Here is a 13363-nt window from a genome sequence, read left to right on the forward strand (position 1 = left end):
CCGGTTTTGTGTTCCATGTCATGACGCTGGGCGTCACGGAAGCCCGGTTGCCCCGCCGGCGACGTCGTTAAACTGGCTCGATGCCCAATCAATCCGCCCCTGCCGTGGAACGGTCCACGAGCCACACCCGGGAGATCCTGCGACTGGCCATTCCGGCGTTTGGTGCGCTGATCGCCGAACCCCTCTTTCTGTTGGCAGATTCGGCCATCGTTGGGCATCTGGGCGTTGCCCAGCTGGCAGGAGTGGGGCTGGCCTCCGCTGTGGTGCACACCGCCGTCGGACTGATGGTTTTCCTGGCCTACTCCACTACTCCGGCGGTGGCCCGCGCAATGGGCCACGGCCAGTTGGGCAAGGCTCTCGCCGCAGGGCGCGACGGCGTCTGGCTGGCATTTCTGCTGGGGGTTGTTCTTGCGGTGGCAGGGTTCTGGGCCGCCGAACCGCTGGTGACCGTGATGGGGGCGGAGGGGGACGTGCGGACCTTCGCCGTGGACTATCTTCGCTGGTCCATGCCCGGGCTCGTGGCTATGTTGCTGATTTTTGCCGGCACGGGCGTTCTGCGCGGTCTGCAGGACACCAGAACGCCGCTGGTGGTGGCCACCGCCGGCTTCACCCTGAATATCGTGCTTAACCTGTGGCTTGTCTATGGCCTCGGCTGGTCAGTGGCCGGATCGGCAATAGGCACGAGTGTGGCGCAATGGGCCATGGCCGCCGTCTATCTGGTGATGGTCCAGCGGAACGCGGCACGCCACGGCGTCAGCCTGCTGCCAGACTGGCGAGGCATCCGGAACATGACCCGTGTTGGTTCGTGGCTTATGCTCCGCACGCTGAGCTTGCGCATCGCCATCCTTGCCACCGTCTTTGTGGCCACCGGCCAGGGCGCTGTCAATCTCGCTGCGCACCAGCTGGCCATGACCATCTTCTCCTTCCTCGCTTTTGCCCTGGACGCCCTGGCCATCGCCGCCCAGGCCCTGATCGGCAAGGAGTTGGGTGCAGCAAACCCGGCAAAAGCGCGGCGGCTGACCGGGACAATGATCCGCTGGGGGGCCGGCTTCGGTGTGGTGACGGGGGCCATGCTGGCCGTCGCTGCGCCGTGGGCAGGGGTGCTCTTCACGTCCGACTCCGGCGTCCAGTCGGCGCTGACGTACGCGCTGTGGATCCTGGCGGCGGGCCAGCCCATCGCCGGTTACGTTTTTGTCCTGGATGGGGTGCTGATCGGAGCCTGTGACGCCAAATACCTGGCGTTGGCCGGGCTGGCCAACCTGGCCGTCTACGCTCCGCTGCTGGTGGCGGTGGCAGTCTCCGGGGTGACGGGGGCCGCCGGGCTTGTTTGGCTGTGGGCTGCGTTTGCCCTGGCCTATATGGCCGCCCGGGCTGTGACGCTGGGGCTCCGGGCCCGGTCGGACCGCTGGATGGTGCTGGGTTCGCCTTAGGACCCGCGGCCACTAAACTGGACCGGTGAACCAACCCCAGACACCCGTAGACACAGCCGCCGGCACCGCCCAGCAGCCTGACCTGTGGATGCCGGTACTGCTCCGTGCCCTGGCCGCACTGGTCTTCGGTGCCGTAACGATTTTTTGGCCGGGCCCGTCGATTGAGGCCATGGGCTGGTCTGGCGGACTGTACCTGCTGGCCACGGGGCTTCTGCTGCTCTGGGGAAGCCCGAAGGCCGGCTTTGCCCGGGACCTCATGCCCGGCAAGGTGCTGTCCGCCGCGGGGGCCTTGCTGACCGGTGCGGGCGCAGCGCTGATACTGCTTCATGGCGACAGGGTCTTCGGCATCGTCGCGGCACTGGGCCTCGGCCTCGCAGGCGCGGTGGAGATCTACTGCGGCATCCGCAACCGGGGCCGGCACGTGCTGGCCCGCGACTGGCTGGCTTCGGGCATCATCGGACTCGGCACTGCGGCCACACTGCCTTTCTTCATCAGCCTGGGAGCCCATGCCCTGCTCGGCGTCGCCGGCGGCGGCGCCCTCATCTCCGGCGTGCTGTGGGTCCTGTCCGGGCTGACCTTGCGGCACGATTCCCGGACCGCCGCCCCAACGCCGTAAACTAGAGGCAAACGTTTCTACCCGGTGTAGAAATCGCACTGGGCGGGACCACCGCCCACATTCGAACCAGCAGGCCATTGCGGCGTGACTGTAGGAGAGGAACTATCGTGGCAGACCAGAAACCAGGCAAACCGCGCAAGCTGCGGACCTCGGTGAAGGGGCCGCTGATGTTTTCTGCGTTCTGGGCCATCCTCACTTTTGTCTCAGTGCTGATTTTTGCCTCCGGCGGCAGTGCCCGCCCCCTGCGTTTCGATCTTGCCTTCACCGGCGCCGGCATCGCCTTCATTGTCACACTGGTCATAGCGGCCATGCTCTCCATGAGCCACAAGGAAAACGCCGAGCACTTGGGCAAGGGCTCCGGGGTCAACCGAAGTTCGGCCAAGAAGTCATCGCATGGATTCGGCGGGCACAGCCAGGGCCAGCAGGGCAGCACCTCCGGGGCGCCGGACGCCGACGGCCCCGGCCACTCCTAGCGCACTGAGGCTTGCCGCGCGCGGTAGGCCGCGACGTGAGCACGGTTGGCGCAGTTCCCCGTATCGCAGTACCTTTTCGACCGGTTGCGGCTGAGATCCAGCACCACCGCATCGCAGTCCTCCGCTTCGCAGACCAACAGCCGGTCCATCTCCTTGCTTCGGATGACGTCCACCAGCGCCATGGCGGCCTCAGTGCCCATCCGGTCTGCGAGGGGAGCCTCCCTGGTGGTGGCGTGCAGATGCCAGTCCCAGCCGTCATGCTTCTTAAGCTGGGGGAGGGCATTGGCCTCACGCAGCAGCCGGTTGACCGCGGCCACCGCAGTGTCTTCGTTTGCAGTCCACAGCGCCGCCAACTGGCTGCGCAGGCCGTGGACGCTGGCCACTTCCGCCGCGTTGTGGGTGCGGGAACCGCTGAACCGCTCGGCCTCAAGGAACTGGTCCAGATCCGCCCCGGTGGCCAGCGTTTCCCGCCCGTTCGCGGCCGTGTTGATCAGGTTGACCACGGTGCGCAGGGCAATCTCGGTGTCAGGGGCAAAGACCACCTTGACTCCTTACTGAGTACGGGCGTAATGTCAGGACCATTATCCCACTTTACTCCTGACAGGAGGCGACGGTGTCTGCCGCCCTCAACCGTGCATCTGCGCGGGGATTCCTCGGCTCCGGCCTGCGGATCGCACTGTTCTCCTCGGCTGTTTTCGGTCTGTCCGGCTCTTTCGCCAAAGCACTGCTGGAGAGCGGCTGGTCGCCGGGCGCGGCCGTGACGGCCCGGCTGACCGGCGCCGCGCTGATTCTTGCCATTCCGGCCATCCTGGCACTGCGGGGACGCTGGCATCAGCTGCGGGACAATTGGGTCACCATCGGCCTTTTCGGCCTGATCGGCGTGGCCGCGTGCCAACTCTTCTACTTCAACGCGGTGGCGCGCCTCTCCGTGGGCGTGGCGCTGTTGCTGGAGTACCTGGCCCCGGTGCTCATTGTGCTGTGGCTTTGGGCCGCCAGCCGCAGAAGACCGCGAGTCCTGACCTTCGGCGGAACCGCGCTGTCCCTTGCCGGCCTGGTCCTGGTGCTGGACCTCACCGGCACCGTCAGGATCGACGTCGTCGGGGTCCTCTGGGGATTGGCCGCTGCGGTCTGCCTGGCCATCTATTTCTTCATCACAGCCAAGGAAAACGATTCGCTGCCGCCGATCGTCCTCGCGTCAGCCGGACTGCTGGCGGGTGCGGCTGTGATGTGGCTCGCGGCAGCCACGGGACTGCTCCCCATGGCCTTCAGTAACGCGGACACGCGGCTGGGGCCGTGGATTGCGCCCTGGTGGGTTGCCCTGGGCGGCCTGGTCATCCTGGCCACTGTCCTTGCCTACGTGTCCGGCATCATGGCTGCCCGCGCGCTCGGCTCCAAGGTTGGCTCCTTCGTTTCGCTGACTGAGGTCCTGTTCGCCGTGATCTGGGCGTGGCTGCTTCTGGGTGAGCTGCCCGGCGCCGTCCAGCTTCTGGGCGGTTTGCTGATTGTTGGTGGCGTGGTCCTGGTGCGGCTGGACGAGCTGCGTCCGGCTGCCGCGGTTCCCGCGGGGTCTGGCGCGCCGCTGGAACACGCGAACGACGTCGAACCTGTCCCCTAAGTGCAGATCCGCCGCATAAGCACCCCATAACCAATGAGGGCCCGGGCACTTGTGGTGTCCGGGCCCTCAGTCAAGCGGGTCAGTCAAGCGGTGCTGGCTAGCGTGAAGCCTGGTCCTGCTCGTTGGCGTTCTTGGTGGCCTTCTGGCCGGCATCCTTCAGCGCCTGGATGACCTGGTTCAGCGCACTGGTGTGGGTGCCTGACCATTCGCTGCGGAAGTTCTTCGCGTCCGGGCCTTCCCAGGTGGTGCTGTCCAGAAGGCGGGACAGGTTGGACCTCTGCTGCTCGATCTCCGAAGCACCGGCCTGCAGCTTCGTGCCAAGAGTCCTGAGCTGCTCTACATCTGCGCCCCAAATAGCCATCAGTTTCTCCTCATGCGTCGTTGGATCCGATCCAGATCGGCATCCCCAGCGGCCCCCGGCTGATCCGGAAGATCCATTACCTGAAACCTATCCCGGCCCCGGAAACCCGTCGATGGGCACCGCTGCCCATGCCGGACAGCATTTCGGTGGTTTCAGCGTGCCGAACCTGGCGCCCGACAAGCTCGATCACCGCCCGGACCAAGGGGGTCGATTCCAAGCGTTCCAGAGCCTAGCATGTGCATATGTGCCGGAATATCCGAACCCTCCACAACTACGAACCGCACGCCACCTCGGAGGAAGTGCACGCCGCCGCCTTGCAGTACGTCCGCAAGGTGAGCGGGAGCACCAAGCCGTCCAAGGCTAACGAGGACGCCTTCGAAATGGCGGTGCACGAAATCGCCCACATCACGCAGCACCTGCTGGATTCGCTGGTGACGCACGCGCCCGCCAAGGACCGCGACGAAGAGGCGGCGAAAGCCAAAGCCCGGTCCGCCGTCCGCTTCGGTACCGCCTGAGCGCCGGCTATTTGCCGAAGCTGCGCAATCGCAGTGAGTTGGCCACCACCAGGACCGAACTCGCCGCCATCGCAGCGCCGGCAATCATCGGGTTCAGCAGGCCCAGGGCGGCTACCGGAATGCCGACTGCGTTGTAGAAGAACGCCCAGAACAGGTTGGTCTTGATGGTGGCCAGCGTCCGCCGGGACAATTCGATGGCCTGGGCCACCTGGCCAAGGTCATCGCCCATCACGGTGAGATCCGCCGCTTCAATGGCCACATCCGTGCCTGATCCCATGGCGATGCCCAGATCAGCCTGCGCCAGTGCGGCGGCGTCGTTGACGCCGTCGCCGGCCATGGCCACGGTGGCGCCGCCGGCCTGCAGCTTCCGGACGGCCTCGACCTTTCCGGCCGGCAGGACGCCCGCGTAGACATCGCCGGGGGAGATCCCGACGGCGGCGGCCACCTGTGCGGCCACTGCGGCGTTGTCACCGGTCAGGAGGATGGGCCGCAGCCCCAGGTTCTTGAGCCTGGCAATAGCGGCCGCGGAGCTGGGCTTGATGGTGTCCCGGAGGCTGATGATCCCCGCAGGTGAACCGTCCACCGCCAGCCAGATGGACGTGGCTCCGGTTGCTTCCGCAGCCGCCAGCGCCTCCTGCTGCACTGGGGAAATGCTGACGCCGTTTTCGCTGAGCCAGCCGGTGCGGCCCGCGATAATAGCCCGCCCTTCGACGGTTCCGGCGACTCCGCCGCCGGGTGCTGAACGGAAGTGTTCGACGGCGGGCAGCCGCGCGCCGTCGTCGTGCCCGTTTTGTGCGTGCAGGGCGGCCACCGCGATGGCATGCGCGATCGGGTGCTCCGAGGCGGCCTCGACAGCGCCGGCGAGCCGCAGCACATCCCGGCACTGGTAGCTGTCAAACGCCAGGGCGTCGTCCACGGCGAGCTTGCCAATGGTGACGGTGCCGGTCTTGTCGAGCAGGATGGTGTCCACGGCGCGGGTGTCTTCGAGGACCTGCGGGCCTTTGATCAGGATGCCCAGCTGGGCGCCCCGTCCGGTTCCAGTGAGCAGGCCCACCGGGGTGGCGAGCCCCAGCGCGCAGGGGCAGGCAATGACCAGGACCGTTACAGCGGCGGTGAACGCGGCCCGAAGCTCGGCGGGATCGATCACCGGGGCGCTCACGAGGAGCCACAGAGCAAAGGTGAGCACCGCGAGGGCAAGAACGATCGGGACAAAAACGGCACTGATCCTGTCGGCGAGGCGCGCGATGGGGGCTTTGCCGGTCTGCGCCTGCGATACCAGCCGCGCCATCTGGGCCAGGGTGGTTTCAGAACCCACCCTGGTGGCCCGGACCAGCAGCCGTCCGGACGTATTAATGGTGGCGCCGATGACCTTGCTCTCCGGCCCCACCTCCACCGGGACGGACTCGCCGGTCAGCAGGGAAGCGTCGACGGCGGAGCTGCCGTCGATCACCACGCCGTCGGTGGCGATCTTCTCGCCGGGGCGGACCACCACAACGTCTCCCACGCGGAGCTGACCGGCGGGGACTTTGCGCTCGGCACCGTTATGCAGGACGGAGGCGTCCTTGGCGCCAAGGTTCAGCAGGGCCTTGAGGGCGTCGCCGGCCTTCTGCTTGGCGTTCGCTTCCAGGAACCGGCCCAGCAGCAGGAAAGTGGTGACCACGGCAGCCACTTCGAAGTAGAGTCCGCCCGATTCCATCCCCTCCATAGCCGGGTGCCCGGTCATGCGGGGGTCCAGGGCCAGCTGCCAGACACTGAAGAGGTAGGCGGCCCCGACGCCTATGGAGACGAGCGTGTCCATGGTGGACGCAAGGTGGCGCGCGTTGACGGCCGCGGCGCGGTGGAAGGGCCACGCAGCCCAGCTGACCACCGGAAGGGCCAATATCCCAGCCACCCAGCCCCAATGAGGGAATTGCAGGGCCGGGAACATCGAGATCAGGAACACGGGTACCGTCAAGATTGCGGCCACGATCAGCCGCGGCCTCAGTTGCGCGGCAGTTCCGCCGTGGGACATGTGGTCTTCGTGGAGCACATGCTGATCGCCGTGCTCGGTAAATGAACGCGGGGCCGGGGGCATCGCTCGGAGCGTTGCCTTGTAGCCCGTGGCGTTGACCATGTCCACAATCTGCTGGTCTGAGATGCCGGCCGGGACGGTGACGTGGGCGGACTCCAGCGGAAGGTTGACCGAGGCTTCCACGCCGTCGAGCTTGCCGAGCTTGCGTTCCACGCGGTTGACGCAGGACGCGCAGGTCATGCCTTCGATGTCCAGTTCCACGACCCGGCTCGCTGCCTGGTCCAGTATGTGCTCGGTGCTCATGGCGGACCCCCGATCTTTACGTGATTACGCGTTGGTGGCCACAACGAGGTAGCCGGCCTCGGCCACCGCTTCGCCGATATCGGCCGGTGACAACTCCTGGCTGGACGTGATGGTGACGGTGGAGATGCCCCCGGCGTTGAGGTCGACGTCGATCCCTTCAACTCCTGTAAGCGACTCAATTTCCTCACTGACGGATGAAACGCAGTGACCGCAGGTCATGCCGGATACGCTCACGGTGGTGGTGATGATGCTCATGATGGGCTCCTCTGGGAGGGCCGGCGGCTGGCCGGCTGGTGGCTCGTGTGTTCTGTCTATTGAGTGCCCCGACGAAGGGACCGGCATCAGCGCAGTAGGCGGCCGATGGCCTCTGCCGCCTCCCTGACCTTGACGTCGATGGCTTCCGCCCTGAGGTCAGGATCGGGTTCCGCGGCGGCGCCCACCACGCAATGTCCGATGTGCTCTTCCATCAGTCCAAGGCTTACGGCGTGCAGGGCCTTGGTCACCGCAGAGACCTGGGTGAGGATGTCGATGCAGTATTTGTCTTCGTCCACCATCCGGGCGATTCCCCGGACCTGGCCCTCGATCCGCTTGAGCCTCCGTAGATAGGCCTCTTTGTTGGCCGTGTAGCCGTGCGACGGGGCGGGTGCGGCGCCCTCGCGGTTGGAAACGGTTGCTTGTGGAGATTCCATAAAGTCAACATATACCCCATAGGGGTATACCGCAAGTACCCCCTGGGGGTATCTTTGGCAGGGATTTTGCCCACAAAAAAGCTCCGGAGTGCGTTATTGGGGGATACGCACTCCGGAGCAGTCTTTGGGCAGATTCTCGCCAGCTCGCTGCCGGATCGCTCTGCTTGAACCAGCTTAGTTGCCAGTACGGCTGTGCGCCACCACCTTGAATAACTACTTTCGCTTTATTATTTCGGCCCCTCCCCGCAGCGTATTTCGTAGCCTCTTCTGAGCCCCCTTCCGGGGCGCTCCGCCGGGGTTATTCGCTGTCCTGATGCGCCGGCACTCGGTAGGGGACCACCAGCACGGGCCTGCTTTGATGATGGGTCAGCCAGAGGCCCACTGAACCGTTGAGCAATTCGGACAACCGGTGGGACAAACCGCGTTCCGACGTCCCCACGATGATCATGGGGACGTTGTTTTCCGCGGCGAGCCGGGCCAGGGCGCGGCCCGGATCCCCCGCGAGGGTGCGCAGGGTCCACTCCACTGGCACGCCTCCGGTGCCGGCATTGGCCGCGACGCGTTCGATCGAGGCCCTGAGGCCGGTGGTCACCGCGCGAAGTTCGTCGTCGTCCTTTTCCGGATGGAGTAAGAGTCGGTGGGCCGATCTGCCAGGATCCCATTCCACCAGGTAGCTGGCCTCATCTACATACGCGCAAAGCAACGGCGCCGACAGCTTGGCCGCGAGGACTGCCGCTGCGGTCAGTACTTCCGGGTGCTGATCGGGCAGCACCCCCACCAGGAGAGGGGGCGGCCCAATGAACCGTTCGGGAGTCATAACCCCATTTTGTCCCCGGCGGCGGTCCTTGAACAGGCCCCGCAATGTGGATCGTGCGGCCTACGCCATGGTGGGCGATGCCGTGACCACCACGTTCTTCCCCCACGGATCTTCGGTGTAGCAGCTGATGAGCACAACGCGGTTGGGCACCATCTCCCAGATGGGGCTGTCCTTAAGGCTGGCCTTGAGATATGTGGTGACACTGTCCACCCGGTAGCGGATGCTGCCCGATGCCGTGAAAAGGTTGAACTCGTCGCCTTCGGCCGCGTTGGAGCTGAGGTGGTTGAACGGCGCGTCCCGGTCTTCCCAGCTGTGCCCGATGATGTAGGTGGTGTTGCCCGAGCCGTTCCCCGGAACTCCGAACGGCGTCAGCCAGTAACCGTCCACGGTGGCTGGCGGCACTACCGTGCGGCTGGCCACAGCGGAGCCATCCGGTTCAAGTGGGTGGACCGCGGTATCGATTGCCGCCGCCGGGTACAGGATGCGCACCGGCGCTGACGCATCGGGCAGGGCCGGTCCGGGGCCTGCGGCTCCCGGCGTGGGGCTGGAGGCGGGCGCTTCGGGCGGCCCCGCGTAGGCCTGTCCCGTGCGGGACAGCGGCCATGGAAGGTGCGACGGCGGGCCAACAGACAGTGCCGGCCGCTCCGCCGCCAGGGCGCTGGAAGCCCCGTGGTTGCTAGTATCCCCGGCGTTGAACAGCGGACCTCCGAAGGTCAGCGACAGGAACCCCAAAACGCCGCACAGGAGGATGGCAAGGTCGCCCCGGTTCCATCCCCGGAGCTTGCGCCCCCGGGCGCCATGCCTGCCGGGCTGCTTCGCCATGATGCCCCCTCTATATTCGTTCGGTGCTCAGGTGCTGAAGATAGGGAAAGGTCCAAGGGCGTCCCGCCAGGTCTGGCAGGACGCCCTCAGTGGAGCCGTTTGGACGCTCTGGGGGCGTCAGCCCGCCGTCGGCGATTCCTTGCGGGACGTGCGCCGCACCGCAACCAGGGCACCCGCACCCAGCATGAGGCCCAGCCCGGCCAGCCAGGTGGTGTTCGCCTTGGATCCGCCCACTGCCGTTTGCGCATTGAAGCCCTGGTTGGTGCCGCGGCTCACTGCTGCTGCCGGCGTCTTGGCGACCGCACCCTGCGGCACTGCTGCCGGCGTCCTGGCGACCGCACCCTGCGGCACTGCTACCGCCTGGCCTGCAGGCGTCTGTGCTGCTGGTGTCAGAGTTACCGGTGTTTCAGGCTGGACGGCTGGCTGTTCCTTTGCGGGCTGATCGACAGGCGGGTCCACGGGCGGGTCGACCGGCGGGTCGACCGGCGGTACGGCCGGCGGGTCCACGGGCGGGTCGACCGGCGGGTCGACCGGCGGTACGGCCGGCGGGTCCACGGGCGGGTCGACCGGCGGTACGGCCGTTCCGCCGCATTGTGTGTAACCCAAAGCAACATCCCAGTTCAGCCCGGCCTTCAGGAATTCGTTGGGTGCGATGATGTCGTCGCTGTGACCGATGTGACCGTTCAGTGAGGCAGCGTTGTAATTGACGCTGTTCATCTTGCCATTATGGCAAATGTCGATTTTTTCATTCGTGGCGTAGGCCGGGGCCGTGACGCTGAGCAATGCCAGCCCCGCGACCCCCAAAATAGGAAAGGCTCGTTTCATGGTGTTTCTCCCCAGTCTGTTTGACACGGACCGTGGCGGGGTGGAGTAGCGGACTACCTGTGCCCCAGCAGCACGGTCAGCTTTGCGTGAGACTTCAGGCTAGGGGAGTGGGCGAGGGCTGGTCGTGAGTAGCGGGTACTCGTCTTTAAGCGCCTTTGAGCTGCGGTGATACCTGCCCCTACGCGGAAACGGCGGCACATTCCCGGGGTCGAACACTCGGGCCGCGCGGGTAGCCAGCACCCTTGAACGGTGACCTGCCCGCGCCTAACGTTGAGTCATACGAAAGGTGCGTGACTGGCATGGAAATCTACATGTGGTGGCTGGACCTGAGCCTGGAGAGCAAGGAATGGCTGCGGGAGAACCTCCGCGTTGAGGAGCTGCCGCTGCCGGTGCTGCAGGGCATCGCCGAAGCGGGCGGACCGCATCCCGGGACTCCCGTCGCGGTCCTCACCGAGGCGGACTGGGATTTTATCGAGACCCAGTCCGAATTTGTCGACTGAGCCGGCGCGTTTGCGGGCCTGACCCACATAGCCAAAAAACCGTTGCGGCCTCCCCGGCCGTGGTGGTTGCATAGGGTGCATGGCAACCGCAGAGAGTTTTGTCCTGGCGATCGGGACCAAAAAGGGCCTTTGGCTGGCTACGAGCCAGGACCGGCAGCATTGGTCCTTTTCCGGCCCGCACTTCCTCATGAGCGAAATACCCAGCATCGGCATAGACACCCGGGACGGCCGGACGCGGATCATGGTGGGCGTCAGATCCGAGCATTGGGGTCCCACGGTGGCCCATTCGGATGACCTTGGTGCCACGTGGTCCGAACCCGAAAAGGGCGCCATTACCTTTCCCGAAGACACCGGCGCGGCGGTGGAACGGATCTGGCAGATCTACCCGGACGCCGAGTCCCGGCCCGGCGTGGTGTGGGCAGGGGCCGAGCCGATTTCAGTCTGGAAATCCACCGACGGCGGTGAGCACTTTGAGCTCAACCGCGGGCTTTGGGACCATCCCCACCGCAGCGACTGGGGCGCCGGGTACGGCGGCGCGGCCGCCCACTCGATCGTGGTGGACCCGGCAGGGGATACCGTCCACATCGCCATGAGTACCGGAGGCGTGTACCGCTCGCTCGACGGCGGGACTTCCTGGGAGCCCCGGAACAAGGGGATCTCGGCCTACTTCATGCCGGATCCGAACCCCGAGTTCGGCCAGTGCGTGCACAAGATCGCAGCGGATGCCGCCGTCGAAGGCCGCCTGTACGCACAGAACCACCACGGCGTGTACCGCACGGACGACAATGGCGAGAACTGGAACTCGATCGCCGAAGGCCTTCCGGCGGACTTCGGTTTTGTGATGCTGACCCATCCCCGGCGGGAGGGCACCGCCTGGGTTGTCCCGCTGAAGGCCGACGGCGAGCGGATTCCGCCGGAGGGCAAGCTCGCGGTGCACCGCACGGACGACGCCGGGGCCACCTGGAAGCGGCTGGATTCCGGTCTGCCCGCCAACGAATACAACAGCGTGCTGCGCGACGCCGCGTCTGCCGATTCCGCTGAACCGGCAGGCGTCTACTTCGGCACGCGGGGCGGCACGGTGTACGCCAGTGCGGACGAAGGTGAAACATTCGCCGAGGTGGCATCGCACCTCCCGGACGTCCTCTGTGTCAGGGCGGCTGTGATCTCGGGTGCGGCGCTGCCGGTTCCGGAAGCGGCAGCGGCCCTCGGTGCCTGACATCAGGGTGGTGCTCCCCAGCGTCCTGCAGCCGCTGGCCGGCGGGCAGTCCATCCTGACTGCGCCCGCCGAAGGACCTCTGACGGTGGGAAAGTTGCTGGAAACGGTGACCGGGGATTACCCGGTGCTGGCTCGGCGGCTGCGGGACGAAACCGGAGCACTTCGCCGCTACGTGAATATTTACGTGAACGGCGACGAAGTGCGGCGGCTCCAGGGCCTGGAAACCGAGGTGGCTGCCGGCCAGGAGGTGCTGGTCATCCAGTCAGTGGCCGGCGGTTAGCCTCGCGAGACGCCACACGCTGCATTCGTCCGTGTTGATGGCCTTCCGCGAGCCGGTGTGGTGGTCCATGATCCACACAACGCCGATCCCGGGTGCTGTTTCCTGGACGCTGCCGCGGCGGATGACCACGTCGTCGTAGTTCGGGCCAACTGCCAGGCGCGCTTCGATTTCGTCGCCGGGGTGTAGCTGGTCCAGGGCGCGGATCCGGGTCACATTGGCTTTGGCTTCCTTCAACATGGCTGGGCCTCCTGGCTGGAGCTGATGCCTGCACTTGCCGGCACTTCCAGTGTGGCGGCGTATTGTTGCGGCCTTGTTTCCTGACGGTTAGGGCCCGGTAAGTTCTCTGCGCCGGGCCGGTTTCGGCGGCGTCAACCGCATCCTGCAGCTTGGAGCCTAAGGTGGTGGCATGGAGATCGCAACGGGCGTCTGGACCGGGTTGCTGGCCGTGGCGGCGGTGGCGCCGCTTGCGACCTTCGGAGTGGTTCTGGTGGCGTATTTGACCTACCGGCAGAGGGCGCGCGCGGACAGGCGCGACCAATGGTGGAAACGGGCCCAGTGGGGCATCGACTCCGCGTTGAACGCCATCGATCCCCCGCGGCGGCTGGCGGGGATCAAGGTCCTGGTGCAGCTGATCGGCAGCGATCTGGCTACACCGGAGGACGCTGACCTGATGAGCGCGCTGGCCGTGGGAATACAGGACCAGGAACTCGGCCGGGTTGCCGCGGCGGAGGCCACCCAGGGCATCCGCCCCGGGGCCGTGCCACGGGAGGTCCACCTGCCCTCGCGGAACATGACGGTGCGGGTCGGGTCCGGGACGGCGGGTCTCGTGCTGCGGGAAACCGAAAAGCTTATTGCAGCCGCCGAGGGGCGGGCCACACCACCGTGACGCT

At 66.2% G+C, this 13363-nt stretch carries 18 protein-coding genes; 9 read left to right on the forward strand and 9 right to left on the reverse strand.

Annotation, left to right across the window (positions count from 1 at the left end):
• The first annotated feature begins 80 nt into the window (after nt 1-80).
• The 3 genes from ABIB45_RS16540 to ABIB45_RS16550 all read left to right on the forward strand — a co-directional run bounded on the left by ABIB45_RS16540 (nt 81) and on the right by ABIB45_RS16550 (nt 2519).
• Nucleotides 81-1430: an MATE family efflux transporter gene (locus tag ABIB45_RS16540; protein ID WP_354216935.1), complete on the forward strand. Its 1350-nt coding sequence runs from the start codon at nt 81-83 to the stop codon at nt 1428-1430.
• Between the two features lie 25 nt (nt 1431-1455).
• Nucleotides 1456-2046, forward strand: a complete 591-nt coding sequence (locus ABIB45_RS16545; RefSeq protein WP_354216936.1) for a hypothetical protein — start codon at nt 1456-1458, stop codon at nt 2044-2046.
• Between the two features lie 107 nt (nt 2047-2153).
• Nucleotides 2154-2519, forward strand: a complete 366-nt coding sequence (locus ABIB45_RS16550; protein WP_354216937.1) for a hypothetical protein — start codon at nt 2154-2156, stop codon at nt 2517-2519.
• Here the strand turns inward: ABIB45_RS16550 and ABIB45_RS16555 are convergent.
• Nucleotides 2516-3061: a CGNR zinc finger domain-containing protein gene (locus tag ABIB45_RS16555; protein WP_354216938.1), complete on the reverse strand. Its 546-nt coding sequence runs from the start codon at nt 3059-3061 to the stop codon at nt 2516-2518. The genes ABIB45_RS16550 and ABIB45_RS16555 overlap by 4 nt on opposite strands.
• Nucleotides 3062-3132: 71 nt before the next feature.
• Here ABIB45_RS16555 and ABIB45_RS16560 point away from each other — a divergent pair, with 71 nt between their 5' ends.
• Entirely contained in the window at nt 3133-4134 is a 1002-nt protein-coding gene (locus ABIB45_RS16560; protein ID WP_354216939.1) for an EamA family transporter, read from the forward strand.
• Between the two features lie 97 nt (nt 4135-4231).
• Here the strand turns inward: ABIB45_RS16560 and ABIB45_RS16565 are convergent, their stop codons facing one another.
• A complete protein-coding gene (locus ABIB45_RS16565; protein ID WP_354215227.1) occupies nt 4232-4495 on the reverse strand; it encodes a WXG100 family type VII secretion target in 264 nt (87 codons plus the stop codon).
• A gap of 242 nt (nt 4496-4737) precedes the next feature.
• Here ABIB45_RS16565 and ABIB45_RS16570 point away from each other — a divergent pair, with 242 nt between their 5' ends.
• A complete protein-coding gene (locus tag ABIB45_RS16570) occupies nt 4738-5010 on the forward strand; it encodes a DUF2277 domain-containing protein (RefSeq protein ID WP_354216940.1) in 273 nt (90 codons plus the stop codon).
• A gap of 7 nt (nt 5011-5017) precedes the next feature.
• On the opposite strand, the gene ABIB45_RS16575 is transcribed toward ABIB45_RS16570, so the two are convergent.
• From ABIB45_RS16575 to ABIB45_RS16600, 6 genes are all read right to left on the reverse strand, one after another.
• Nucleotides 5018-7324 (reverse strand): heavy metal translocating P-type ATPase, encoded by a 2307-nt coding sequence (locus ABIB45_RS16575; protein WP_354216941.1) that lies wholly within the window; start codon nt 7322-7324, stop codon nt 5018-5020.
• 24 nt (nt 7325-7348) lie between these two features.
• Nucleotides 7349-7579 carry a heavy-metal-associated domain-containing protein gene (locus ABIB45_RS16580; protein ID WP_354216942.1) on the reverse strand — a complete coding sequence of 77 codons (231 nt, stop codon included), beginning with the start codon at nt 7577-7579 and terminating at the stop codon, nt 7349-7351.
• A gap of 86 nt (nt 7580-7665) precedes the next feature.
• The gene (locus ABIB45_RS16585) at nt 7666-8013 is read right to left on the reverse strand and encodes a metal-sensitive transcriptional regulator (protein WP_354216943.1); all 348 of its coding nucleotides are present in this window, start codon (nt 8011-8013) and stop codon (nt 7666-7668) included.
• A 298-nt stretch (nt 8014-8311) separates the two neighbouring features.
• Nucleotides 8312-8830: a universal stress protein gene (locus ABIB45_RS16590; protein ID WP_354216944.1), complete on the reverse strand. Its 519-nt coding sequence runs from the start codon at nt 8828-8830 to the stop codon at nt 8312-8314.
• A gap of 60 nt (nt 8831-8890) precedes the next feature.
• Nucleotides 8891-9652 (reverse strand): class F sortase, encoded by a 762-nt coding sequence (locus ABIB45_RS16595; RefSeq protein WP_354216945.1) that lies wholly within the window; start codon nt 9650-9652, stop codon nt 8891-8893.
• 117 nt (nt 9653-9769) lie between these two features.
• Nucleotides 9770-10369, reverse strand: coding sequence for a hypothetical protein (locus ABIB45_RS16600; protein WP_354216946.1), 600 nt, complete (start codon nt 10367-10369; stop codon nt 9770-9772).
• Nucleotides 10370-10776: 407 nt separating this feature from the next.
• Between ABIB45_RS16600 and ABIB45_RS16605 the strand changes: the two genes are divergently transcribed.
• The 3 genes from ABIB45_RS16605 to ABIB45_RS16615 all read left to right on the forward strand — a co-directional run bounded on the left by ABIB45_RS16605 (nt 10777) and on the right by ABIB45_RS16615 (nt 12473).
• On the forward strand, nt 10777-10977 hold the full coding sequence (locus tag ABIB45_RS16605) for a hypothetical protein (protein ID WP_354216991.1): 201 nt from the start codon (nt 10777-10779) through the stop codon (nt 10975-10977).
• 79 nt (nt 10978-11056) lie between these two features.
• Nucleotides 11057-12193: a WD40/YVTN/BNR-like repeat-containing protein gene (locus ABIB45_RS16610; protein ID WP_354216947.1), complete on the forward strand. Its 1137-nt coding sequence runs from the start codon at nt 11057-11059 to the stop codon at nt 12191-12193.
• On the forward strand, nt 12186-12473 hold the full coding sequence (locus tag ABIB45_RS16615) for a MoaD/ThiS family protein (protein WP_354216948.1): 288 nt from the start codon (nt 12186-12188) through the stop codon (nt 12471-12473). Before ABIB45_RS16610 ends, ABIB45_RS16615 begins: the two co-directional genes overlap by 8 nt.
• On the opposite strand, the gene ABIB45_RS16620 is transcribed toward ABIB45_RS16615, so the two are convergent.
• Nucleotides 12456-12710, reverse strand: coding sequence for a hypothetical protein (locus ABIB45_RS16620; RefSeq protein WP_354216950.1), 255 nt, complete (start codon nt 12708-12710; stop codon nt 12456-12458). The genes ABIB45_RS16615 and ABIB45_RS16620 overlap by 18 nt on opposite strands.
• A 169-nt stretch (nt 12711-12879) precedes the next feature.
• Between ABIB45_RS16620 and ABIB45_RS16625 the strand changes: the two genes are divergently transcribed.
• The gene (locus tag ABIB45_RS16625; protein WP_354216951.1) at nt 12880-13359 is read left to right on the forward strand and encodes a hypothetical protein; all 480 of its coding nucleotides are present in this window, start codon (nt 12880-12882) and stop codon (nt 13357-13359) included.
• Nucleotides 13360-13363: the final 4 nt, after the last annotated feature.

This window comes from Arthrobacter sp. UYCo732 (assembly GCF_040547265.1).
Classification (GTDB): Bacteria; Actinomycetota; Actinomycetes; order Actinomycetales; family Micrococcaceae; genus Arthrobacter.

What these genes read in the sequence shown, in the direction of transcription:
- ABIB45_RS16605 (WP_354216991.1), top strand. Translation starts at nt 10,777, where the DNA reads ATGGAAATCTACATGTGGTGGCTGGACCTGAGCCTGGAGAGCAAGGAA.
- ABIB45_RS16575 (WP_354216941.1), bottom strand. Translation starts at nt 7,324, where the DNA reads ATGAGCACCGAGCACATACTGGACCAGGCAGCGAGCCGGGTCGTGGAA.
- ABIB45_RS16570 (WP_354216940.1), top strand. Translation starts at nt 4,738, where the DNA reads ATGTGCCGGAATATCCGAACCCTCCACAACTACGAACCGCACGCCACC.
- ABIB45_RS16580 (WP_354216942.1), bottom strand. Translation starts at nt 7,579, where the DNA reads ATGAGCATCATCACCACCACCGTGAGCGTATCCGGCATGACCTGCGGT.
- ABIB45_RS16610 (WP_354216947.1), top strand. Translation starts at nt 11,057, where the DNA reads ATGGCAACCGCAGAGAGTTTTGTCCTGGCGATCGGGACCAAAAAGGGC.
- ABIB45_RS16565 (WP_354215227.1), bottom strand. Translation starts at nt 4,495, where the DNA reads ATGGCTATTTGGGGCGCAGATGTAGAGCAGCTCAGGACTCTTGGCACG.
- ABIB45_RS16625 (WP_354216951.1), top strand. Translation starts at nt 12,880, where the DNA reads ATGGAGATCGCAACGGGCGTCTGGACCGGGTTGCTGGCCGTGGCGGCG.
- ABIB45_RS16590 (WP_354216944.1), bottom strand. Translation starts at nt 8,830, where the DNA reads ATGACTCCCGAACGGTTCATTGGGCCGCCCCCTCTCCTGGTGGGGGTG.
- ABIB45_RS16620 (WP_354216950.1), bottom strand. Translation starts at nt 12,710, where the DNA reads ATGTTGAAGGAAGCCAAAGCCAATGTGACCCGGATCCGCGCCCTGGAC.
- ABIB45_RS16585 (WP_354216943.1), bottom strand. Translation starts at nt 8,013, where the DNA reads ATGGAATCTCCACAAGCAACCGTTTCCAACCGCGAGGGCGCCGCACCC.
- ABIB45_RS16540 (WP_354216935.1), top strand. Translation starts at nt 81, where the DNA reads ATGCCCAATCAATCCGCCCCTGCCGTGGAACGGTCCACGAGCCACACC.
- ABIB45_RS16600 (WP_354216946.1), bottom strand. Translation starts at nt 10,369, where the DNA reads ATGAACAGCGTCAATTACAACGCTGCCTCACTGAACGGTCACATCGGT.
- ABIB45_RS16595 (WP_354216945.1), bottom strand. Translation starts at nt 9,652, where the DNA reads ATGGCGAAGCAGCCCGGCAGGCATGGCGCCCGGGGGCGCAAGCTCCGG.